This is a genomic window from Mycobacterium sp. pUA109, assembly GCF_041287095.1.
GTDB lineage: Bacteria > Actinomycetota > Actinomycetes > Mycobacteriales > Mycobacteriaceae > Mycobacterium.
Genome location: NZ_JBGGKS010000026.1, coordinates 61,860 through 84,025, shown reverse-complemented (window position 1 = coordinate 84,025; position 22,166 = coordinate 61,860). Strand labels below are relative to the sequence as shown.

Sequence of the window (22,166 nt, the reverse complement as noted above, 5' to 3'; positions counted from 1 at the left end):
TTTGCTGCCCTGCTTCCGAAACGCCATCGAACAACACCCCTAAACCAATCAGGTGTTGCAGCGACCGCTTGAGCCCAAGCCCGCTTACCGCGACCCGGTGCGCAATCTCAACGAGCGAGGCGCACCACGCCTCAAATTTGACGGTTGACCTGTGCTGACGTTACTGTCGGACGCTATGGACAACCGCGAAATGCTCGTAGTACTTGGTCGGCGCGTTGGCTGCTGACTAGACGTACCTAGCCGAGCACCAACGCGCAACCCTCGTGCAGCAGCTGAGCTGACGGGGGTTTTTTGTTGTCACCAGTGCCAAGAGCCAGAGAAATCAAAGAGGACATTGTGAGCGCACCCACCACGCGACCAGCGGAGCGGTCGACGCCTTCGCAGCCGGCCAACGGCGCGCCGGCCACCAGCGGCTCCCACCGGGTCGCGCCGCAGCAAATGACCGGCGCCCAGTCGGTGATCCGGTCCTTGGAGGAACTCGACGTCGAAGTGATCTTCGGCATCCCCGGCGGCGCGGTGCTGCCGGTCTATGACCCGCTGTTCGACTCGCAGAAGCTGCGCCACGTGCTGGTGCGCCACGAGCAGGGCGCGGGGCACGCCGCCAGCGGCTACGCGCACGCCACCGGCAAGGTCGGGGTGTGCATGGCCACCTCCGGGCCCGGCGCCACCAACCTGGTCACCCCGCTGGCCGACGCGCAGATGGACTCGATCCCGGTCGTCGCCATCACCGGCCAGGTCGGCCGCCAGCTGATCGGCACCGACGCCTTCCAGGAAGCCGACATTTCCGGCATCACCATGCCGATCACCAAGCACAACTTCCTGGTCAGTCGCGGCGACGACATTCCGCGAGTGATCGCCGAGGCGTTCCACATCGCGGCCTCCGGGCGGCCGGGCGCGGTGCTGGTCGACATCCCCAAGGACGTGTTGCAGGGCCAGTGCACGTTTGCCTGGCCCCCGAAGCTGGATCTGCCCGGCTACAAACCCAACACCAAACCGCACAACCGACAGGTGCGGGAGGCCGCCAAACTGATCGCCGCGTCGCGACGGCCGGTGCTCTACGTCGGCGGCGGCGTCATCCGCGGCGAGGCGTGCGAGCAGCTGCACGAGCTGGCCGAGCTGACCGGCATCCCGGTGGTCACCACCCTGATGGCCCGCGGCGCGTTCCCGGACAGCCACCGCCAGCACCTGGGCATGCCCGGCATGCACGGCACGGTGGCGGCGGTGGCCGGGCTGCAGCGCTCCGATCTGCTGATCACCCTGGGCGCCCGGTTCGACGACCGGGTCACCGGCCAGCTGGACTCGTTCGCGCCCGACGCCAAGGTCATCCACGCCGACATCGACCCGGCCGAGATCGGCAAGAACCGGCACGCCGACGTGCCGATCGTCGGCGACGTCAAAGCCGTCATCACCGATCTGCTCGCCGCGCTGCGCCACGACCAGGTCAGCCTGGATCTGGAGGAGTGGTGGACCTACCTGCGCGGCGTGCAGGAAACCTACCCGCTGTCCTACGGGCCGCAAAGCGACGGCAGCCTGAGCCCGGAGTATGTGATCGAAGAGCTGGGCCGCATCGCCGGGCCCGAGGCGGTGTATGTGGCCGGGGTGGGTCAGCACCAGATGTGGGCCGCGCAGTTCATCAAATACGAGAAGCCGCGCACCTGGCTGAACTCCGGCGGTTTGGGCACCATGGGCTTCGCCATCCCGGCGGCCATGGGCGCCAAGATGGGTCGCCCGGACGCCGAGGTGTGGGCGGTCGACGGCGACGGCTGCTTCCAGATGACCAACCAGGAATTGGCCACCTGCGCCATCGAAGGGGTGCCGATCAAGGTCGCGTTGATCAACAACGGCAACCTGGGCATGGTGCGCCAGTGGCAGACCCTGTTCTACCAAGAGCGGTACAGCCAAACGGATTTGGCCACCCATTCGCACCGCATCCCCGACTTCGTCAAGCTCGCCGAGGCGTTGGGGTGCGTCGGATTGCGGTGCGAGCGCGCCGAAGACGTCGAGGACGTGATCAACCAGGCGCGGGCGATCACCGACCGGCCGGTGGTGATCGACTTCATCGTCGGCGCCGACGCGCAGGTGTGGCCGATGGTGGCCGCCGGCACCAGCAACGACGAAATCCAAGCCGCACGCGGGATTCGCCCGCTGTTCGACGACGACAACAACGAAGGGCACGCCTGATGGGCACCACCACGCACACGCTGTCGGTGCTGGTCGAGGACAAACCCGGGGTGCTCGCTCGGGTGGCGTCGCTGTTCTCGCGGCGCGGCTTCAACATCGAGTCGTTGGCCGTGGGCGCCACCGAGGTCAAAGATATGTCCCGCATGACGATCGTGGTCTCGGTGGAGGACACTCCGCTCGAGCAGATCACCAAACAGCTGAACAAGCTGGTCAACGTGATCAAGATCGTCGAGCAGGACGACGACAACTCGGTGGCCCGCGAGCTGGCGCTGATCAAGGTCCGCGCCGACGCGAGTACTCGCGGCCAGATCATCGAAGCCGCGAATCTGTTCCGGGCCAGGGTGATTGACGTCTCCCCGGAGTCGCTGATCATCGAGGCCACCGGTACCCCGGCCAAGTTCGAGGCGCTGCTGCGGGTGTTGGAGCCCTACGGAGTGCGCGAAATCGTCCAATCCGGTCTGGTGTCACTGGCCCGCGGTCCCCGCGGCATCGGCACCGCCAAATAACTAATAAGGAGAAAAGCCAAGTGGCAGTTCAGATGTTCTACGACGACGACGCCGACCTGTCGATCATCACCGGCCGCAAGGTCGGGGTGATCGGCTACGGCAGCCAGGGGCACGCGCACTCGTTGAGCCTGCGCGACTCCGGGGTGCAGGTGAAGGTGGGTCTCAAGGAGGGCTCCAAGTCGCGGCCGAAGGTCGAAGAGCAAGGCCTGGAGGTCGACACCCCCGCCGGGGTCGCCAAGTGGGCCGACGTGATCATGCTGCTGGCGCCCGACACCGCCCAAGCCGAGATCTTCAAGAACGACATCGAACCGAACCTCAAGGCCGGTGACGCGTTGTTCTTCGGTCACGGTCTGAACATCCACTTCGGGCTGATCAAGCCGGCCGCCGACGTCACCGTCGCGATGGTGGCGCCCAAGGGGCCGGGGCATCTGGTGCGGCGCCAGTTCGTGGACGGCAAGGGGGTGCCGTGCCTGATCGCCGTCGACCAGGACCCGACCGGATCCGGTGAGGCGCTGGCGCTGTCCTACGCCAAGGCGATCGGCGGCGCCCGGGCCGGCGTCATCAAGACCACCTTCAAGGAGGAGACCGAAACCGACCTGTTCGGTGAGCAGGCCGTGTTGTGCGGCGGCACCGAGGAACTGGTCAAGGCCGGCTTCGAGGTGATGGTCGAGGCGGGCTACGCCCCGGAGATGGCCTACTTCGAGGTGCTGCACGAGCTCAAGCTGATCGTCGACCTGATGTATGAGGGCGGTATCGCGCGGATGAACTACTCGGTGTCCGACACCGCGGAGTTCGGCGGCTACCTGTCCGGTCCGCGGGTCATCGACGCCGACACCAAGGACCGGATGCGGGCCATCCTGCGCGACATTCAGGACGGCAGCTTCGTCAAGCGGCTGGTCGCCAACGTCGAAGGCGGCAACAAGGAGCTCGAGGCGCTGCGCAAGCAGAACGCCGAGCACCCGATCGAGGTGACCGGCAAGAAGCTGCGCGACCTGATGAGCTGGGTGGACCGCCCGATCACCGAAACCGCCTGATTTTTGCGCCGAGATCGACGTTGGCGTGGGAAACATCAAGTGGATCCCGCGCTAACGTCGATCTCGCGTTAGCGTCGATCTCGCGGTTGCGGTCCCAGGTCGGGAAGTTCGCGAATCCCGAACTCGCGTCGCAGCACCGTGCGCGCGGCGTAGTAACCGGCCATGCCATGCACGCCGGCTCCGGGCGGGGTGGCGGCCGAACACAGGTACACCTTGGGAACCGGTGTGGACCAAGGGTTTACGCGCGGGGTGGGACCGGTGATCGCCCGCCATGCGGAGTTGCCTCCGGCGGCGATATCGCCGCCGACATAGTTGGCGTTGTGGTCGGCCAGCCGGGCGGCGGGCACACCGCGGGCGGCCAGCACCACGTCGCGAAAACCCGGGGCGAACCGTTCGATGGTGGCGGTGACGGCCTCGGTTTGGTCGAGCGGCGATCCGGCCGGCACGTGCGCGTACGTCCACATCGGGCGGCGGCCCGCGGCGTCGATCCGGGACGGGTCGGCCAGATGCGGCAGTGCCGCCAGCACCATCGGGGCGGCGGCGTGCCGCCCGGCGGCCACCTCGGCTTCGGCGTGCGCCATCTGACGCCGGTCGCCACCCAGGTGCAGGGTGGGTGCGGCCGCCAGCCGCTGATCGCTCCACGGCACCTCGCCGGACAGCACGAAGTCGACCTTGGCGACTCCGGCCCCGAACCGGTAGCGGCGCAAGGTCTTGGCATAGCGGGCCGGGAGGGCGTCGCGGTAGATGTCCAGCAGCGCGGTGGGCGCGGTGTCGAAGATCGCCACCCCGTCCGGCGGCGTCGTCACCGGGTCACCCGCGGTCAGCTCGCCGCCGTGGGCGCGCAGATCGGCGATCAGCGCGTCGGTGATCGCCTGGCTGCCGCCCACCGGGATCGGCCAGCCCACCGCGTGCCCGAGGGTGGCCAGCATCATGCCCGCACCAGCCGACGTGATCGACGGCATCCGCGAAATCGTATGTGCGGCAACACCGGTGTACAGGGCCCGAGCGTCGTCCCCGGCCAGCGACAGGTTCCACACCGGGCTGGCTTGTTCGGCCATGCGGTGACCCAACCGGGCCACCGTCACCAGCCCGGACGGAATCGACCGCTTGTCGCCGAGCAGAAACCCGACCACCGCGTCGCAGCCATCAACCAGCGGACCCAGCAGCCGCCGCCACGAGGCGCCGTGCTCCAACTCCGCGCAGGTGCGTTCCAGATTCCGGTAGGCGACCGCGGCGGGGCGATGCTCGAGCGGGTTGGCGTAGGAGATCTCCGGCACCGCCAACTGCACGCCGCGTGCGCTCAGGTCGAATTCGGCGAAGAACGGCGACGCCAACCCCAGCGGATGCACCGCCGAGCACACGTCGTGCGTGACGTCGGGAAATTCCGGGTCGGCGGCGGTACGGGCGCCGCCGCCGAACGTCGGCTGCGCCTCGATGACCTGTACGGACAAGCCGGCTCGGGCGCAGATGACGGCTGCGGCGAGCCCGTTGGGTCCACTACCGACGACGGTGACGTCCATCCGTTGATCGTAGGGTTGCGGCGACTGCTGCTCGGCAGTGGCGCTCACCGCCGCTCGGGCGTCGCCGCTATCTTCTGCGCCTGAAGGTCACGATCGACGGCGACAGGGACGCCGGCGAGGAGTGGCCGGATGCCGTTAGCGAGCCGGTACGCGGTGGCGAGCTGGGCGTCATAGTCTCCGGCGAACACATCGATCGCGAATCCCATGCCCGCGTAGAGGTCGCCGTCGTCGTCGATATCGTATTCGATGACCTCACCCGTAGCGCCTTGCCACGCCTCGACCGCCGCGGCCACCTGGCGGTGCGTGGCGCGGTCACCGACGTAGACAGTCCGCACGGTGCTCATGGCCTCCAGCCTAGCGCCGATCCGTCTGCAAGGATCGCGATAACTTGATCGACGTCACCGCCATATTCGCGCACGGCATGTTTGATGCCGGATTCAGCGGTCGCATGCGTGAGCCGCTTTCGACGGCCGTCCAACACGATGATTCTGGACTGGCGTCGGCCTATTCGTGTCCTTGATAGATGGCGTTATCTGATGCTTCGTCAAGCGTTTTCATCTCGATAGTGGCCGGCCCACTGTGATGATCGAAGACGCCGTCGGGCGTTCGTAGTCGTTCGCTTTCCCGGCGTCGCACCGACCGCAGCGCTTGCACGCCATTGGCCCTCAACGCCATGACTCATGTCCCTGCCAGGACGGCGGCCTGCCGACCGCTAATCCAACCGTGGCTCCACGCCGAGCACCGGCTGGCGGACCCCGCCATTGCGGAATTCGGGGCACCACGGCCGGTGGCCGTGGTCATCGGCCCACACCAGTTGCAGCGCCCGCACAGCATCGCCGTAGAACGCGACCGCCACGTTCATGTGTGCATCGGGATGCTCGACCTGAACCACCAGCAGCATCGAGCCGTCAGGCAGGTGGATCCAATCGCCGGCGACCGGCCGTCCGCCATCCATCAGGTACGCGGCGACCGTGTTGAGCAGCCGCACCGTCGGCTGCGGCGGCAGGCCGGTCACCAACAGCTCGGGCAGGCCGTGTTCATGCAGGCCGACCGTGTAGGCAAAGGGCGTGCGGTCGCTCTCCACGTATTGCACCGCCCAGCCGTGCTTATCCACCGTGGCGCGGATGGCGTCCAGCCATTCCTCGACGGTGGCCTCCGGGTGATCACATTTCCAGCACATGGGTGCCTCTCCTCCCGTCGTCGTACTTACCGACAGGGTCCCCCCAGCCACCGACAAGACACCGGTTGTCGCGGCAAACGGTCCGGGTTCACCCGGGGGCGACGTTCTCATCCCGGCGACCCACCAGCAGATCGATGCGGGCAACCGACAGCTTCAACCCGGTACCGGCGCACACAGGTGAGGGTCGGCCTGCCGCGCCCATGGCGGCCCACTAGGCTGTCCGGGTGACTCTGCCCGTGGTTTTGATCGCTGACAAACTCGCCGAATCCACCGTCGCCGCGCTTGGCGATCAGGTCGAGGTCCGTTGGGTAGACGGCCCAGACCGGGCCAAACTGCTGGCCGCCGTTCCGGATGCCGATGCGCTGCTGGTGCGCAGCGCCACCACCGTCGACGCCGAGGTACTGGCCGCCGCCGCCAAGCTGAAGATCGTCGCGCGCGCCGGGGTCGGGCTGGACAATGTCGACGTCGACGCCGCCACCGCGCGCGGGGTGCTGGTGGTCAACGCCCCCACGTCGAACATCCACAGCGCCGCCGAGCATGCGCTGGCGCTGCTGCTGGCCGCCGCCCGCCAGATCGCCCCGGCCGATGCGTCGCTGCGCGAGCACGAATGGAAGCGGTCGTCGTTTAGCGGCACCGAGATCTTCGACAAGACCGTCGGGGTGGTGGGGCTGGGCCGCATCGGCCAGCTGGTCGCCCAGCGGCTCGCGGCGTTCGGCGCCCGCATCGTCGCCTACGACCCCTACGTGTCGGCGGCCCGCGCCGCCCAGCTCGGCATCGAGCTGCTGTCCCTCGACGACCTGCTGGGCCGGGCCGACTTCATCTCGGTGCACCTGCCCAAGACCCCCGAGACCGCGGGGCTGATCGGCAAGGATGCGCTGGCGAAAACCAAGCCGGGCGTGATCATCGTCAACGCCGCCCGCGGCGGGCTGATCGACGAGGCGGCGCTGGCCGAGGCGATCACCAGCGGGCACGTCCGGGCCGCCGGGCTGGACGTGTTCGCCACCGAGCCGTGCACCGATTCCCCGCTGTTCGAGCTGCCGCAAGTGGTGGTCACCCCGCACCTGGGCGCCTCGACCGCCGAAGCCCAGGACCGGGCCGGCACCGACGTGGCCAAGAGCGTGAAGCTGGCACTGGCCGGCGAGTTCGTGCCCGACGCGGTCAACGTCGGCGCCGGGGTGGTCAGCGAAGAAGTCGCCCCGTGGCTGGATCTGGTCCGCAAGCTCGGCGTGCTGGTGGGGGCGTTGTCCGACGCGCTGCCGGTGTCGCTGTCGGTGCAGGTGCGCGGGGAACTGGCCGCCGAGGATGTCCAGGTGCTGCGGCTGTCCGCGCTGCGCGGCCTGTTCTCGGCGGTGATCGAGGACCCGGTCACCTTCGTCAACGCCCCGGCGATCGCCGACGAGCGCGGGGTGGCCGCCGACATCGGCACCGCCACCGAAAGCCCCAACCACCGCAGCGTCGTCGAAGTCAAGGCGGTTGCCTCGGACGGCTCGGCGGTCACCGTGGCCGGCACGCTGTCCGGGCCGTTGCAGGTGGAAAAGGTCGTGGAGATCAACGGCCGCCACTTCGACCTGCGCGCCCAGGGCGTCAACCTGGTGATCAACTACGCCGACCAGCCCGGCGCGCTGGGCAAGATCGGCACCCTGCTTGGCGGCGCCGACATCAACATCCACGCCGCGCAGCTGTCCGAGGACGCCGAGGGCCCGGCCGCGACGATCCTGCTGCGGCTGGACCGCGATGTGCCCGAGGACGTGCGGGCCGCGATCAGCGCGGCGGTGGGCGCCAACAAGCTTGAGGTGGTGGACCTCTCGTGAAGCGCGCCGGCGACGATGCAGAACGCAGCGATGAGGAGGAGCGGCGCTCGTGAAGTTAGCGGTCATCCCCGGCGACGGCATCGGCCCGGAGGTCATCGCCGAGGCCGTCAAGGTGCTCGACGCCGTGCTGCCCGGTGTCGAGAAGACCAGCTACGACCTGGGGGCGCGGCGTTATCACGCCACCGGCGAGGTGTTGCCGGATTCGGTGCTCGAGGAACTGCGCGCCCACGACGCGATCCTGCTCGGCGCGATCGGCGACCCATCGGTGCCGTCCGGGGTGCTGGAACGGGGGCTGCTGCTCAATGCGCGGTTCGCGTTGGATCATCACGTCAACCTGCGTCCGGCCCGGCTGTATCCGGGGGTGACCAGCCCACTGGCCGGTAATCCCGAGATCGACTTCGTGGTGGTCCGCGAAGGCACCGAGGGGCCCTACGCCGGCACCGGGGGCAGCATCCGGGTCGGCACCCCGCACGAGATCGCCACCGAGGTCAGCGTCAACACCGCCTACGGGGTGCGCCGCGTGGTGGACGACGCGTTCAAGCGGGCGCAGCGGCGACGCAAACACCTGACCCTGGCGCACAAAACCAACGTGCTCAGCTTCGCCGGGCACCTGTGGTGGCGCACCGTGCAAGAGATCGGCGAGGAATATCCCGACGTCGAGATCGCCTACTGCCACGTCGACGCCGCGACCATCTACCTGGTCACCGACCCCGGGCGGTTCGACGTGATCGTCACCGACAACCTGTTCGGCGACATCCTCACCGACCTGGCCGCGGCGGTGTGCGGCGGAATCGGCCTGGCGGCCAGCGGCAACATCGACGCCACCTTGGCCAACCCGTCGATGTTTGAGCCGGTGCACGGCAGCGCCCCCGATATCGCCGGGCAGGGCATCGCCGACCCGACCGCCGCGATCATGTCGGTGGCCATGCTGCTGACCCATGTCGGGGAAAGCGCCGCGGCCGCCCGCGTCGACCAGGCCGTCGCGGAGCACCTGGCCACCCGCGGCGAGCAGCGGCTGTCCACCAGCGCGACCGGCGACCGCATCCTCGCGCTGCTGTAAACGCCGAGATCGACGTTACCGTGCGAAACTTCGAGTGGACCTCACGCCAACGTCGATCTCGGCATCAAGGCCAGGGCCCACGGACCTACACCGGGTCGAAGGTGCGGCTGGCGATGAAGGTTGGCCGCGGTGCCTTCGCCCCGAACGGCTCGACCAAGGTGTTCTCCACGCTGTTGTAGACGATGAACACATTCGACCGCGGGTAGGGGGTGATGTTGCTGCTGGACCCGTGCATGCAGTTGCTGTCGAAGAACACCGCCGACCCGGCCGGACCGGTGATCTGGCGAATGCCCCGCTCGTTGGCCAGCCAGGTCAGGCTGGCGTCGTCGGGGGTGCCGATCTCCTGGCGGCGCAGCGACGAACGGTAATGCTCCGGCGGGGTCTCGCCCGGACACGACACGAACCATTTGTGCGAGCCGGGCATGATCATCAGCGACCCGTTGCAGTCCAGGTTCTCGGTGAGCGCCACCGAGACGCTGATCGCACGGGGGGAGGGCATCCCGTCCTCGGCGTGCCAGGTCTCAAAGTCGGAGTGCCAGTAGAACTCCTGACCGTTGAACCCGGGTTTGAAGTTGACCCGGCTCTGGTGCACATAGACATCCGAACCCAGCAACTGGCGGATCGGGCCCACCAGTCGCGGGTCGGCGACCAGGGCGCCGAACGCCGTGCTGACCTTGTGCACCTCGAACACCGACCGGATCTCGCGGCTGTCGGGTTCCAGCACCGACCGCTCGTCGGCCGCCAACACCGGGTCGGTGCGCAGGCTGTCCAATTCGGCGCGCAGGTCGGCGACCACGTCGGCGTCCACCAGGGTGTCGACGGCCAAAAACCCGTCGGCTTCGAAACGATCGACCGCGCGCGAGTCCAGCGGTCCGCTGACCCGATCGGGGGCCCACACCACCGGATCGTGGCGGGGCTGGATCCCGATCTTGACGTTGCTACGGGTCGGATAGCGGTCGTGACGGTTGGTCACGGTAGCGGTCATGAGGCCGCCTCTTCTGCGGCCTCCTCCACGATCAGCGGGTAGGCACCGGTCTCGTCGTGCACCTCGCGGCCGGTAACCGGCGGGTCGAAGACGCACACCATGCGCAGGTCCTCGCGGGCGATGATGCGGTGGTGTTCGTGGCCGTCGAGCAGGTACAGGGTGCCGTCGCGCAGCGGATGAACCTCACCGGTCTCGTCGTTGACCAGGTCGCCCTCCCCACCGACGCAGTAGACGGCCTCGACGTGGTTGGCGTACCACATGGCGGTCTCGGTGCCGGCGTACAGGATGGTCTCGTGCATGGAGAACCGCTGGCCGTCACGGGCCAGCAGCAGCCGCTGGCTGTTCCAGGTTTCGGCCTGGACGTCGCGGTCGGTGCCCTTGATCTCGGCGAGGGTGCGGACGATCACTAGCTGCTCCTTCCGGCGGCCCCGGCCAGTTCCCGGCCGGCGACTGCCTCGATTGATTCGGCGGTAATGGTCAGGCCCCGTGCAAGATCCTCCTCTTCGATCACCAGGGGCGGCATCAACTTCACGACTTCGCTTTCGGGTCCCGACGTCTCTAGCAATAGTCCACGGTGGAACGCTTCCTTGCACACCGCGCCGGCCAGCTCGGGACGGTCGAAGGCCACCCCGCGGATTAGGCCGCGGCCGCGCGTCTCGACGCCGTCGAGCGGGTCCACCACCTCACGCAGGGCGCGTTCGACCAGCTCGCCTTTGCGCATCACCTGCTTCTCCAGCAAGTTGTCGGTCCAAAAGTTCAGTGCCGCCTTGCCGGTGACGAACGACGGGTTCTGGCCGCGGAACGTGCCGTTGTGCTCGCCCGGCTCCCAAACGTCGTGTTCGGACTTGAACAGCGTGAGGGCCAGCGGTAGCCCGTAGCCGCTGATCGACTTGGACATGCAGACGATGTCGGGCACGATGCCGGCCGCCTCGAAGCTGAAGAACGGCCCGGTGCGCCCGCAGCCCATCTGCACATCGTCGACGATCAGCAACAGCTCGTGCCGGCGGCACAGCTCGGCCAGGCCTTTCAGCCACTCCAGCCGGGCCACGTTGATGCCGCCCTCACCCTGCACGGTCTCGACGATCACCGCGGCCGGGTCGTTGAGGCCGCTGCCGCTGTCCTCCAGCAGCCGCTCGAACCAGATGAAGTCGGGCACCGCGCCGTCGAGGTAGTTGTCGTAGGGCATCGGGGTGGCGTGCACCAGCGGGATGCCGGCGCCGCCGCGTTTCATCGAGTTGCCGGTGACCGACAGCGAGCCCAGCGTCATGCCGTGGAAGGCGTTGGTGAAGCTGATCACGCTTTCCCGGCCGGTGATCTTGCGGGCCAGCTTCAGCGCGGATTCCACCGAGTTGGTGCCGGTGGGGCCGGGAAACTGGACCTTGTAGTCAAGCCCGCGGGGTTTGAGGATCACCTCGTCGAACCGCTCCAGAAACTCGGCCTTGGCGACGGTGTTCATGTCCAGGCTGTGCACCACCCGGTCGGCGGTCAGGTACTCGAGCAGCGGCGCCTTGAGGTCGGGGTGGTTGTGGCCGTAGTTCAGCGCGCCGGCACCGGCGAAGAAATCCAGGTACTGCCGACCGTCGGTGTCCCAGATGTGGGCGCCGGCGGCCCGGTCGAACACCACCGGCCACGATCGGCAATAACTGCGTACCTCGGATTCGAGGGTTTCGAAAATGGTCATGCTTCCTCCGTCCGTGTGCACAACGGAACGAAACGGCAGGTCGAACAAAGCTGGACGATGCGGCCCCGGGGCTGGGCGTTCAACGGCGGCGGCTGCAATGCACGCCAGCTCCGATCCCGCTGCATGCGGCCTACTCAAACCGCTGTCGCATGCAGTTGTCGATCGATGTCGCTCGACCTACCACCCCGCTCGGGAGGCCCCAACTCGGTCTGCCAGGGCTCACGTTTGCGCGGACGCGACCTTACCGAGGATCGGTAGCCGATCTCAACCTCCGCGCCCGGAGTGGCGAGATCAGACGCCGCCCCAGGCCACGCCCGCTCAACCCCGCGGGGGTACCCGGAGCGGGCCGATCCGAAACAACTCCTCGGCCAGGTGAGCGTCGGGAAACAGGGCGGCGTGGAATAGCTCGGAGCGCTCGACGGCGGCGTCCCATCGGCGCGCGAAGGCCAGGAACAGCCGCTGGCTGGCTTCGTTATCGGGTGTGATCGAGGTCTCCAAATGGGTCACCCCCTCGGGCAGCGCGCGGGTGAACAACTGGTCGAGCATCCGGCTGGCCAGCCCGACGCCGCGGTGGGTGTCGTCGACCGCCACCTGCCACACCAGCAGCGTCGCGGTTTGCTCGGGGCGGCGATAGCCGGTGATGTACCCGGCTGGACGGCCGTCGACCTCGGCGATCACCGAGCTGGCCGCGAAATCCCGGCACCAGATCAGGTAGGCATACGGCGAGTTGACGTCCAAGGTGGCGCTGTCTTTGGCCAGCTGCCACAGGGCTGGCCCGTCGGCCACGGTCGGGATGCGGAAGTCGATATCGGTCATTGCGACGACGGTAGCGGTGGTCGCGGGACCGTGCGCCGACCGGTGCCGCTGCCGGCTACCCCGGCGGATCCGCCGGCGGCGGTTTCGGTGGCACCCGCAGGGTGCGCAACGCTTGCAGCGCGGGCCGTCCGGGCGGTTCGGCGCTGACCGGTACCACCGGCAGGGCGACCAACGGGAACAGCCCGCACAGCGCAAACGCCAGGGGATAGCCCACGGTGCCGATCAGCGCCCCGAACAGCGGGGGAGCCACGCCGGCGGTCAGCCGCTGGGTGGTGTTCTGGATGCCCAGCGCGCGCCCACTCCAGTACGGCCCGGCCCGTTCGGCCACCGAGGTGGAGGCCAACCCGTTGTCGAGCACGGTGATCACCGCCGCGACCACCATCGCCGCCTCGGCCAGCCGCGAATGCAGGTGATCGGCCAGTCCGGTCGCCATCATCGCCGCGGCGCCGGCGCCGGCCAGCGTGCGGATCGGCCGCAGCCGGGTACCGACCCGGTCCGACCAGCGACCCGCCAGCACCCGGGCCAGCGCGCCGAGCAGTTGCGCGATGGTCACCAGGCCCCCGGCCGATCCGGTGGCCCAGTGGTGGCCGCCGATCAGCCAGACCAGCATGAAGGTCGCGATCACACACTGCGGCACCATCAGCAGCGCCGAGGACAGGTGGATTCGCCACAGCACCCGCGACCCCTGGTACGGGCTGACCAGCTCATGGGCGGGGGCCGCCTCCCGGGGCGGTCGCGGCGGATCCAACACCCCGATGGCGCACGCCACCGCCGCCACCGCGGATACCGTCGCCGGAAACATCAGCGCCCGCGACAACCCGTGCTCAGCCAGTTCGGGAATCACCGCGGCGCCCAACGCGATTCCCAACGGCTGCGCGGTCTGGCGGATACCCATCACCAGGCCGCGCTGGTGCGGCGGGAACCAGCCGGTCACCAGCCGGCCGCTGGCGGTGTTGGCGCTGGCGGCGGCCATCCCGCCCAGGAACAGGAAGGCGCCCACCGCGACCAGCGACTGCATCGACGCCGCGGCGTAGGTGGCCACCGCGGTCAGCGCCGAGCCGGCCGCCAGCACGATCCGCTCCCCGATGCGGTCCAGCAGCGCACCCCAGGCGAACAGGGTCAGCACCATCCCGAAGCTGGGCATCGACGCGAGCAGACCGGCCACGGCCAGGTTGGTGTCGCGTTTGGACTCCAGCATCGGGATGACAAAGGCGACACCGTTGATGAACACGAAGGAACACAGCGTCGCCATCAGCGCGATGACCACGATCGACCAGCGCGCCGCGGTGCTAACCGAGTCCGCAGACGCTCGAGTCACCCGCCCATCGTTTCACATGCGTTTCATAGAACGCGGGAAATCCGGGTTGCCGGACACCCAGTACCCTCAGACGAATGCGCCTTGGCCGAATCGCCAGCCCGGACGGTGTCGCTTTCGTCAGCATTGACGGCGAGTCCGGCGACATGACTGCCCGTGAGATCGCCGAACACCCCTTTGGCACACCCACCTTCACCGGTCGGTCGTGGCCGCTAGCCGATGTGCGGCTGCTGGCCCCGATCCTGGCCAGCAAGGTGATCTGCATCGGCAAAAACTACGCCGCCCACATCGCCGAGATGGGTGGTGCGGCTCCGGCCGATCCGGTGATCTTCCTCAAACCCAACACCGCCATCATCGGGCCGCGGGTCCCGATTCAACTGCCGGCCAACGCGTCGCCGGTGCATTACGAGGGCGAATTGGCGGTGGTGATCGGCCGGCCGTGCAAGGACGTGCCGGCCGCCCGGGCGGCCGAGAACATCCTGGGCTACACCATCGGCAACGATGTATCGGCCCGCGATCAGCAGCAAGCCGACGGCCAGTGGACCCGGGCCAAGGGGCATGACACGTTCTGCCCGGTGGGGCCGTGGATCGTCACCGACGTCGACCCCGCCGACCTGCAGGTGCGCACCGAGGTCAACGGCCAGGTCAAACAGGACAGCCGTACCTCGCTGATGATCCACGACATCGGTGCCATCGTGGAGTGGATTTCGGCGGTGATGACGCTGCTGCCCGGTGACCTGATCCTCACCGGCACCCCCGACGGCGTCGGCCCCCTCGAGGACGGCGACACCGTCTCGATCACCATCGAAGGCATCGGCACGCTGTCCAATCCCGTTGTCCGCAAAGGAAAGCCGTGAGCACCAACGTTCGGGTCCGGTTCTGTCCGTCGCCCACCGGTACCCCGCACGTCGGGCTGATCCGCACCGCGCTGTTCAACTGGGCCTACGCCCGGCACACCGGCGGCACCCTGGTCTTCCGGGTCGAGGACACCGACGCCGAACGCGACAGCGAGGAAAGCTATCTGGCGCTGCTGGACGCGCTGCGCTGGCTGCACCTGAACTGGGATGAGGGCCCCGAGGTGGGCGGACCCTACGGTCCCTACCGGCAGTCGCAGCGCAAAGACCTGCACCGCGACGTGGTGGCGCGGCTGCTGGCGGCGGGGGAGGCCTACGAGGCCTTCTCGACACCGCAGGAGGTCGAGGCCCGCCATGCGGCAGCGGGCCGCAACCCGAAACTGGGCTACGACAACTTCGACCGCGAGCTGACCGAGCAGCAGCGCGCGGCGTTCCGGGCGGAGGGCCGGAAACCGGTGGTCCGGTTGCGGATGCCCGATGCGGACGTGTCCTGGACCGACCTGGTGCGCGGCCCGACCACATTTCCGGCCGGCACCGTGCCCGACTTCGCGTTGACCCGGGCCAACGGGGATCCGTTGTACACCTTGGTCAATCCGGTCGATGACGCGCTGATGAAGATCACCCATGTGCTGCGCGGTGAGGACCTGCTGCCCTCCACCCCGCGTCAGATCGCGCTGTATCAGGCGCTGATCCGCATCGGCGTCGCCGAACGCATTCCGGAATTCGCCCATCTGCCCAGTGTTTTGGGCGAGGGAAACAAGAAACTGTCCAAACGCGATCCGCAGTCGAACCTGTTCGCCCACCGCGACCGTGGTTTCATCCCCGAGGGATTGCTGAATTACCTGGCGTTGCTGGGCTGGTCGATCGCCGACGACCGCGACGTGTTCAGCATGCCGGAGATGGTGGCCGCATTCGACGTGGCCAACGTCAACTCCAACCCGGCCCGGTTCGACCAGAAGAAGGCCGACGCGATCAACGCCGAGCACATCCGGCTGCTCGATCCGGTTGATTTCACCGACCGGCTGCACGCATTCTTGGAGGCCCAGGGGCACCGCACCGGATTGGACGAGGCGGGGTTCGCGGTGGCCGCCGGGCTGGTGCAGACCCGCATCGTGGTGCTCGGGGACGCCTGGGAGCTGCTGAAGTTCTTCAACGACGACGAGTACGCGCTGGAGCCGCGCGCGGTGGCCAAGGAGCTGGGGCCCGACGCGGCCGCGGTCCTGGACGCGGCCCTGGCGGCGCTGGGCGAGCTGGCCGACTGGACCACGTCGGGGATCGAGGCCGCGCTCAAGGACGCCCTGCTGGACGGGCTCGGGCTCAAACCCCGCAAGGCGTTCGGTCCGATCCGGGTGGCGGCCACCGGCGCCTTGGTCAGCCCGCCGTTGTTCGAGTCGCTGGAGCTGCTCGGCCGGGACCGCAGCCTGGCGCGGCTGCGCGATGCGCGGGCGCGGATCGAGCCGTGAAAGGTTCGGTGGAAATCTTTGGTAGTCTGCACGTCGGCCGACAACGGCTGGCCGCAGCGGCGACGCGGTGTTTCGACCCGCTCCTCCCGGAGCGCTTCGGAGCACTTCGTAAGCGCTCTGACCAGCGGTTTTAGCCAGCCAATGGGGTATGGTGTAATTGGCAACACAGCTGATTCTGGTTCAGCCATTCTAGGTTCGAGTCCTGGTACCCCAGCAAAAACTGTCCACCCCAAGCGATTAGGTGGGCATCGGCAGTTGAGCTATGCTGACTGCTCGGATCAGTTCTGGCCCCGTCGTCTAGCGGCCTAGGACGCCGCCCTCTCACGGCGGTAGCGTGGGTTCGAATCCCATCGGGGCTACTCATCCGGCTCGCCACGTGTGGCGAGCCGTGGCGAGCAGACGTAAAAGCCCCCCGTTTCGTGTCGAAACGGGGGGCTTTTACTGGGGGCACCTCCCGCTTGCGGGGGACTGCTCGCGGGGGTGGGGGCTAGCCGGTGACGGCCGGCGCCGTCGAGCCGCCCACCGGCATCGCGGGCAGTCCGAGCTTGCTGTGATCCCAGGACCGGGTGCGCCGCGCGACGATGCGCACCGCGACCCGCTTGTTCATCATCGCGTCGACGGCCGGTTTCATCTCGTCGCTGTAGGGGCCGGTGTAGCGCTCCCAGACGCTGACGCCCACGGCGAAGATGGTGTCGGGGTCGTCGACGATCTCGGCGACCCCTTCGAACGACACGCCGCGCAGGGTGTCGTAGGTGTGGCCGCCCTCGATCAGGAAGCTCACCCGTGGATCGCGGCGGAGGTTGACCGCCTTCTGCGACTTGGCCTTGGTCTCCAACCAGATCTCACCGTCGACCACGCCGTACCACATCGCGGTCAGGTGTGGCTGCCCGTCGCGGCCGATGGTGGCCAGCGTCCCGGTGCGGCTCGTGGCGACGAACTCGGTGATTTCGGCATCCGACATGACGATCTGTGCGCGCTGATTGGTTCCCATGCGGTCAGTCTGTCAGGCGGCGTCTCAACCCCGGCGAGCAGACGCAAAAGCACCCAATACGGGCCCCGGAAGGGTGCTTTTGCGTCTGCTCGCAAAAAATCCGTCACAGCCGCTCGGTGAGCGCGTCGGCCGCGGCGAGCAGGTCCGCGGCCCAGCGTGCCCCGGGGCGTCGCCCCATCCGGTCGATCGGCCCGGACACCGACACCGCGGCGATCACGTCGCCGCGGGCGTCGCGCACCGGCGCTGAGACGCTGGCCACACCGGGCTCGCGCTCGGCCGCGCTTTGCGCCCACCCGCGCCGTCGCACCTCGGCCAGCGCCCGGCCGGTGAACTTCGCGGTCGACAGCACGGCCTGCTGGGTGGCGGCGTCGCTGTAGGCCAGCAGCACCTTGGCTCCGGAGCCGGCCGTCATCGGCAGCCGCGCCCCGACCGGCACGGTATCGCGCAGCCCCGCAGGTGGTTCCAGGGCGGCGATGCAGATCCGCGCGGTGCCCTCGCGGCGATACAGTTGCACGCTTTCGCCGGTGATCTCGCGCAGCCGGGGCAACACCACCGCCCCGGCGGCCAGCAGCGGGTCGTTGGCGTGCACCGCCAGTTCGGTGATTGCGGGCCCCACCTGCCAGCGCCCGTCGCCGTCGCGGGCCAACAGTCGATGCACCTCGAGGCCGGCCGCCAGCCGGTGGGCGGTGGCCCGGGGGAGGCCGGTGCGCTCACACAGTTCGGCTAGCCCGCACGGCGATTCGGCGATCGCGTACAGCACGCCCACCGCTTTGTCGAGGACGCCAATGCCGCTATGCTGTTCCATATACAGATACTAGCGTCTCAGATTATGAGACGACAAAGATTGTGAGATGGGCATGAACCAGAAGCCACGAACCCTGGCGGAGAAGGTTTGGGACGATCACGTGGTGGCGTCCGGGGGCGGCGCCGAACCCGACCTCATCTACATCGACCTGCATCTGGTGCACGAGGTGACCAGTCCGCAGGCCTTCGACGGATTGCGGCTGGCCAACCGACCGGTGCATCGGCCCGATCTCACGATCGCCACCGAAGACCACAACGTGCCGACCATCGACATCGACAAGCCGATCGCCGACCCGGTGTCGCGCACCCAAGTCGAGACGCTGCGGCGCAACTGCGCCGAATTCGGTATCCGGCTGCACCCGATGGGCGACATCGATCAGGGCATCGTGCACATCATCGGCCCGCAACTGGGTTTGACCCAGCCCGGAATGACGATCGTCTGTGGCGACAGCCACACCTCCACCCACGGCGCCTTCGGCGCGATCGCAATGGGTATCGGCACCTCGGAGGTCGAGCATGTGCTGGCCACCCAGACGCTGTCGCTGCGGCCGTTTAAAACCATGGCGGTCAATGTCGACGGGCAGCTGCCACCGGGTGTTACGGCCAAGGACATCATCTTGGCGGTGATCGCCAAGATCGGCACCGGCGGCGGTCAGGGCTATGTCATCGAATACCGGGGCAGTGCCATCGAATCGTTGTCGATGGAAGCGCGGATGACGATCTGCAATATGAGCATCGAGGCCGGGGCCCGCGCCGGCATGGTGGCCCCGGATGCGACCACCTATGCCTTCCTCAACGGCCGTCCGCACGCCCCGGCCGGGGCGCAGTGGGATGAGGCGGTCGCCTATTGGGATCGGCTACGCACCGATGACGGGGCCGAATTCGATACCGAGGTCTATCTCGACGCGGCCGAATTGAGTCCTTTCGTCACCTGGGGCACCAACCCCGGCCAGGGCGTGCCGCTGGCCGCGGCCGTGCCCGACCCGGAGCTGATGACCGACGAGGCGCAGCGCCAGGCCGCCGAGAAGGCGTTGGCGTATATGGACCTTGCGCCCGGCACCCCGATGCGCGATATTGCGGTGGACGCGGTGTTCGTCGGGTCCTGCACCAACGGCCGGATCGAGGACCTGCGGGTGGTGGCCGACGTGCTGCGTGGTCGCAAGGTCGCCGACCGGGTGCGGATGCTGATCGTGCCGGGCTCGATGCGGGTCCGTGCCCAGGCCGAAGCCGAGGGCCTGGGCGAGGTTTTCACCGCCGCGGGCGCCGAATGGCGCCAAGCGGGCTGCTCGATGTGCCTGGGCATGAATCCCGATCAGCTGTCGCCGGGGGAGCGGTGCGCCTCGACGTCCAACCGCAATTTTGAAGGACGCCAAGGCAAAGGTGGCCGCACCCACCTGGTGTCTCCGGCCGTCGCGGCGGCCACCGCGGTACGCGGCACCCTGTCCGCCCCGGCCGACTTGAACTGACATAACAGGAGACAGAAAATGGAAGCTTTTCACACCCACACCGGCATCGGCGTTCCGCTGCGCCGGTCCAATGTCGACACCGATCAGATCATTCCGGCGTCCTATTTGAAGCGGGTCACACGAACGGGATTCGAGGACGGATTGTTCGCCGCATGGCGGACCGACCCGTCCTTCGTCCTCAATCTCAGCCCGTTTGACCGGGGTTCGGTATTGGTCGCCGGCCCCGATTTCGGGACCGGATCCTCCCGCGAGCACGCCGTCTGGGCGCTGATGGACTACGGCTTCCGGGTGGTGATCTCATCCCGGTTCGCCGACATCTTCCGCGGAAACGCGGGCAAGGCGGGCCTGCTGGCGGCCGAAGTCGCCCAGGATGGGGTGGAACTTCTTTGGAAGCTGATCGAGGGTAGCCCGGGACTGGAAATCACTGTCAATCTTCAAGATCGAAATATCACCGCCGGAACGGTGGTGCTGCCATTCAAGATTGACGACTACACCGCTTGGCGGCTCACCGAAGGACTCGACGATATAGGCCTTACGCTGCGGAAACTCGATCAGATCGAGTCGTTTGAGGCCGGCCGGCCGAACTGGAAACCGCGGACTTTACCGGCCCCCTGACGGGGCTGTCGGGGCCGAATTACCGCCCCCCGCGGGGGTGTTCTCGTTAGCCCGGCCACCGGCCAAGGGCGGCAATCGGATTGCCGAAAAGGCTAATAATCCCTCCTGAAATTGCGCGTGGCTCTTGGAAATCAGGCACCCTAGGGTTTACCGTGTGCACTAGTCGGTCCAAAGAGGGCCACTGGTTTCGGAGGGAATGCATGAACAAAGCAGAGCTCATCGACGTACTCACAGAGAAGTTGGGCTCAGACCGCCGGTCGGCGACAGCCGCCGTCGAGAACGTCGTCGACACCATTGTGCGCGCCGTGCACAAGGGCGAAAGCGTCACTATTACCGGCTTCGGTGTGTTCGAGCAGCGCCGCCGCGCGGCGCGTGTTGCGCGTAACCCCCGCACCGGTGAGACGGTGAAGGTGAAGCCGACATCTGTCCCAGCGTTCCGTCCGGGTGCGCAGTTCAAAGCGGTTGTCTCTGGCGCGCAGCGTCTCCCGGCGGAAGGTCCCGCAGTCAAGCGCGGCGTCGTCGCCGGCGGGGCTAAAAAGGCCGCCAAGAAATCGCCGGCCAAGAAGGCCACCAAGGCTGCGGCGAAGAAGACCGCCGCGAAAGCCCCGGCCAAGAAGGCTGCGGCGAAGAAGGCCCCGGCTAAAAAGGCCGCAGTGAAGAAGGCCCCGGCCCGCAAGGCGGCCACCAAGGCCGTGAAGTCGCCGGCCAAGAAGGCCACCAAGAAGGCCGTCACCAAGGCCCCGGCCCGCAAGGCCACCAAGGCTCCGGCCAAAAAGGCTGCGGTGAAGAAGGCTCCGGCCAAGAAGGCCACCGCCAGGCGGGGCCGCAAGTAGGCAAGGACGACGGCGACACCGTCACAGACACCGATACCCTCGGGCGGCAGGTCCCCGGGGGTATCGGCGTGTCAGCTGCCGGTCGTGGTGCTCAGCGCGCTGCCGATGTGGTCGGCCGCCACCAGCCGGCCCGCCGATAGCGACAGCACCCACGTGCTGCCCTTGCGATTACGGGACTTGTCGGGGCGCACACCGTCGCGCTCACACCACCAGGCGATCAGGTCCGGGATCACCTTGCCCTGGGTGCAGATCACCGGGGTGCGCCCCAGGTGGGCGATCTGCTGCACCCGGTGCCGGGCGTGTTTGGGGTTGTCGGCGTAGGCCTCCTCGGTCAGGGTCGGCTCATTGCAGATGACCACCCCGAGTTCCTCGGCCAGCGGTTCCACCGTCTGGTGACAGCGCACCCGGTCGGCGGCATACACATCGGTGGCACCGAAGGCGAGTAGCTGGGAGACCAATGCCTCGGCTTGGGCCCGGCCCTTTTTGTCCAGCGGGCGTTTGGTGTCGTCGCCGGAGAACCGCGCCTTGCGGCCCGCGGTGCCGTGCCGGACGATCAGCACCGTCTGGGTGTCGGCGGGGTGTTTGGCGAACCGGCGCAAGATCTTTCGATCATGGGGGTAGGCGACCTTTTTCATCGCGTCGGATACCGGCAGCCAAACCAGCTCGTCCACCTCACAGCCCGGGCTGAATTCGCCGTCGAGGATGCCGGCCGTCCAGTACCGTACCTTTTTGACGCCGCGGTCCAGTGGGTAGCTCACCGCACCGAGCCGCCGACCGAGTTGGGACCGGTAACCGGTCTCCTCGAGCACTTCCCGCACCGCCGTCACCGGTTCGGTCTCGCCGGGATCGACCTTGCCCTTAGGTAGCGACCAGTCGTCGTAGCGGGGGCGGTGAATCACCGCCACTTCGACGGAGCCCTTGCGCGCCGGCCGCCACAGCACCGCACCGGCGGCGTATATGGCGTTATCCGCCGGGGGATTCACACCCGACGAGGGCTTCTTGGGCACCAGCACTCCTGCAGGTCGACACGGGCCTCGGACACGGTGGATAT

The 22,166-nt window shown here is 67.9% G+C and carries 21 protein-coding genes and 2 tRNA genes; 12 read left to right on the top strand and 11 right to left on the bottom strand.

What is annotated here, in order from left to right; genetic code table 11:
* Positions 1 to 336 precede the first annotated feature (336 nt).
* From ACAG26_RS24075 to ilvC, 3 genes are read left to right on the top strand one after another with little or no spacing between them, the layout of a single operon-like run.
* A complete protein-coding gene (locus ACAG26_RS24075; RefSeq protein WP_370485586.1) occupies positions 337 to 2,181 on the top strand; it encodes an acetolactate synthase large subunit in 1,845 nt (614 codons plus the stop codon).
* Complete coding sequence (gene ilvN, locus ACAG26_RS24070) at positions 2,181 to 2,687, top strand: acetolactate synthase small subunit (protein WP_370485585.1); 507 nt, start codon at positions 2,181 to 2,183, stop codon at positions 2,685 to 2,687. The genes ACAG26_RS24075 and ilvN overlap by 1 nt, the downstream gene beginning before the upstream one ends.
* A 32-nt stretch (positions 2,688 to 2,719) precedes the next feature.
* Positions 2,720 to 3,721, top strand: coding sequence for a ketol-acid reductoisomerase (gene ilvC / locus ACAG26_RS24065; protein WP_370485596.1), 1,002 nt, complete (start codon positions 2,720 to 2,722; stop codon positions 3,719 to 3,721).
* Positions 3,722 to 3,789: 68 nt separating this feature from the next.
* On the opposite strand, the gene ACAG26_RS24060 is transcribed toward ilvC, so the two are convergent.
* From ACAG26_RS24060 to ACAG26_RS24050, 3 genes are all read right to left on the bottom strand, one after another.
* The gene (locus tag ACAG26_RS24060; protein ID WP_370485583.1) at positions 3,790 to 5,241 is read right to left on the bottom strand and encodes a phytoene desaturase family protein; all 1,452 of its coding nucleotides are present in this window, start codon (positions 5,239 to 5,241) and stop codon (positions 3,790 to 3,792) included.
* A 44-nt stretch (positions 5,242 to 5,285) separates the two neighbouring features.
* Positions 5,286 to 5,585 carry a hypothetical protein gene (locus ACAG26_RS24055; protein WP_370485582.1) on the bottom strand — a complete coding sequence of 100 codons (300 nt, stop codon included), beginning with the start codon at positions 5,583 to 5,585 and terminating at the stop codon, positions 5,286 to 5,288.
* Positions 5,586 to 5,953: 368 nt separating this feature from the next.
* Positions 5,954 to 6,421 carry a DUF4262 domain-containing protein gene (locus ACAG26_RS24050; protein WP_370485580.1) on the bottom strand — a complete coding sequence of 156 codons (468 nt, stop codon included), beginning with the start codon at positions 6,419 to 6,421 and terminating at the stop codon, positions 5,954 to 5,956.
* A gap of 224 nt (positions 6,422 to 6,645) precedes the next feature.
* Here ACAG26_RS24050 and serA point away from each other — a divergent pair, with 224 nt between their 5' ends.
* Together serA and ACAG26_RS24040 are read left to right on the top strand one after the other, a co-directional pair.
* A complete protein-coding gene (gene serA / locus ACAG26_RS24045; RefSeq protein WP_370485579.1) occupies positions 6,646 to 8,232 on the top strand; it encodes a phosphoglycerate dehydrogenase in 1,587 nt (528 codons plus the stop codon).
* Between the two features lie 49 nt (positions 8,233 to 8,281).
* Positions 8,282 to 9,292: a 3-isopropylmalate dehydrogenase gene (locus tag ACAG26_RS24040; protein WP_370485578.1), complete on the top strand. Its 1,011-nt coding sequence runs from the start codon at positions 8,282 to 8,284 to the stop codon at positions 9,290 to 9,292.
* 85 nt (positions 9,293 to 9,377) lie between these two features.
* Here ACAG26_RS24040 and thpD read toward each other — a convergent pair whose 3' ends face one another.
* The 5 genes from thpD to ACAG26_RS24015 form a co-directional block, all read right to left on the bottom strand.
* Positions 9,378 to 10,277 (bottom strand): ectoine hydroxylase, encoded by a 900-nt coding sequence (gene thpD / locus ACAG26_RS24035; RefSeq protein ID WP_370485577.1) that lies wholly within the window; start codon positions 10,275 to 10,277, stop codon positions 9,378 to 9,380.
* Positions 10,274 to 10,684, bottom strand: coding sequence for an ectoine synthase (locus ACAG26_RS24030; RefSeq protein ID WP_370485576.1), 411 nt, complete (start codon positions 10,682 to 10,684; stop codon positions 10,274 to 10,276). Before ACAG26_RS24030 ends, thpD begins: the two co-directional genes overlap by 4 nt.
* A complete protein-coding gene (gene ectB, locus ACAG26_RS24025; protein ID WP_370485575.1) occupies positions 10,684 to 11,958 on the bottom strand; it encodes a diaminobutyrate--2-oxoglutarate transaminase in 1,275 nt (424 codons plus the stop codon). Before ectB ends, ACAG26_RS24030 begins: the two co-directional genes overlap by 1 nt.
* 318 nt (positions 11,959 to 12,276) lie before the next feature.
* Positions 12,277 to 12,774, bottom strand: coding sequence for a diaminobutyrate acetyltransferase (gene ectA, locus ACAG26_RS24020; RefSeq protein ID WP_370485574.1), 498 nt, complete (start codon positions 12,772 to 12,774; stop codon positions 12,277 to 12,279).
* A gap of 55 nt (positions 12,775 to 12,829) precedes the next feature.
* The gene (locus tag ACAG26_RS24015; protein WP_370485595.1) at positions 12,830 to 14,026 is read right to left on the bottom strand and encodes an MFS transporter; all 1,197 of its coding nucleotides are present in this window, start codon (positions 14,024 to 14,026) and stop codon (positions 12,830 to 12,832) included.
* A gap of 140 nt (positions 14,027 to 14,166) precedes the next feature.
* On the opposite strand from ACAG26_RS24015, the gene ACAG26_RS24010 reads away from it, so the two are divergent.
* The 4 genes from ACAG26_RS24010 to ACAG26_RS23995 all read left to right on the top strand — a co-directional run bounded on the left by ACAG26_RS24010 (position 14,167) and on the right by ACAG26_RS23995 (position 16,765).
* Positions 14,167 to 14,946 (top strand): fumarylacetoacetate hydrolase family protein, encoded by a 780-nt coding sequence (locus ACAG26_RS24010; RefSeq protein ID WP_370485573.1) that lies wholly within the window; start codon positions 14,167 to 14,169, stop codon positions 14,944 to 14,946.
* Positions 14,943 to 16,406 carry a glutamate--tRNA ligase gene (gene gltX, locus ACAG26_RS24005; RefSeq protein WP_370485572.1) on the top strand — a complete coding sequence of 488 codons (1,464 nt, stop codon included), beginning with the start codon at positions 14,943 to 14,945 and terminating at the stop codon, positions 16,404 to 16,406. Before ACAG26_RS24010 ends, gltX begins: the two co-directional genes overlap by 4 nt.
* A 142-nt stretch (positions 16,407 to 16,548) precedes the next feature.
* Positions 16,549 to 16,620 (top strand) — tRNA-Gln (locus ACAG26_RS24000).
* A gap of 72 nt (positions 16,621 to 16,692) precedes the next feature.
* Positions 16,693 to 16,765 (top strand) — tRNA-Glu (locus ACAG26_RS23995).
* A gap of 128 nt (positions 16,766 to 16,893) precedes the next feature.
* On the opposite strand, the gene ACAG26_RS23990 is transcribed toward ACAG26_RS23995, so the two are convergent.
* Together ACAG26_RS23990 and ACAG26_RS23985 are read right to left on the bottom strand one after the other, a co-directional pair.
* Positions 16,894 to 17,397 carry a pyridoxamine 5'-phosphate oxidase family protein gene (locus tag ACAG26_RS23990; protein ID WP_370485571.1) on the bottom strand — a complete coding sequence of 168 codons (504 nt, stop codon included), beginning with the start codon at positions 17,395 to 17,397 and terminating at the stop codon, positions 16,894 to 16,896.
* A 103-nt stretch (positions 17,398 to 17,500) separates the two neighbouring features.
* On the bottom strand, positions 17,501 to 18,202 hold the full coding sequence (locus ACAG26_RS23985; protein ID WP_370485570.1) for an IclR family transcriptional regulator: 702 nt from the start codon (positions 18,200 to 18,202) through the stop codon (positions 17,501 to 17,503).
* Positions 18,203 to 18,248: 46 nt separating this feature from the next.
* On the opposite strand from ACAG26_RS23985, the gene leuC reads away from it, so the two are divergent.
* The 3 genes from leuC to ACAG26_RS23970 all read left to right on the top strand — a co-directional run bounded on the left by leuC (position 18,249) and on the right by ACAG26_RS23970 (position 21,115).
* Positions 18,249 to 19,667: a 3-isopropylmalate dehydratase large subunit gene (gene leuC / locus ACAG26_RS23980; RefSeq protein WP_370485569.1), complete on the top strand. Its 1,419-nt coding sequence runs from the start codon at positions 18,249 to 18,251 to the stop codon at positions 19,665 to 19,667.
* 18 nt (positions 19,668 to 19,685) lie between these two features.
* On the top strand, positions 19,686 to 20,282 hold the full coding sequence (gene leuD / locus ACAG26_RS23975; RefSeq protein ID WP_370485568.1) for a 3-isopropylmalate dehydratase small subunit: 597 nt from the start codon (positions 19,686 to 19,688) through the stop codon (positions 20,280 to 20,282).
* A 200-nt stretch (positions 20,283 to 20,482) separates the two neighbouring features.
* Entirely contained in the window at positions 20,483 to 21,115 is a 633-nt protein-coding gene (locus tag ACAG26_RS23970) for an HU family DNA-binding protein (RefSeq protein ID WP_370485567.1), read from the top strand.
* 71 nt (positions 21,116 to 21,186) lie between these two features.
* Here the strand turns inward: ACAG26_RS23970 and ACAG26_RS23965 are convergent, their stop codons facing one another.
* Positions 21,187 to 22,122 (bottom strand): NUDIX domain-containing protein, encoded by a 936-nt coding sequence (locus ACAG26_RS23965; protein ID WP_370485566.1) that lies wholly within the window; start codon positions 22,120 to 22,122, stop codon positions 21,187 to 21,189.
* Positions 22,123 to 22,166 lie beyond the last annotated feature (44 nt).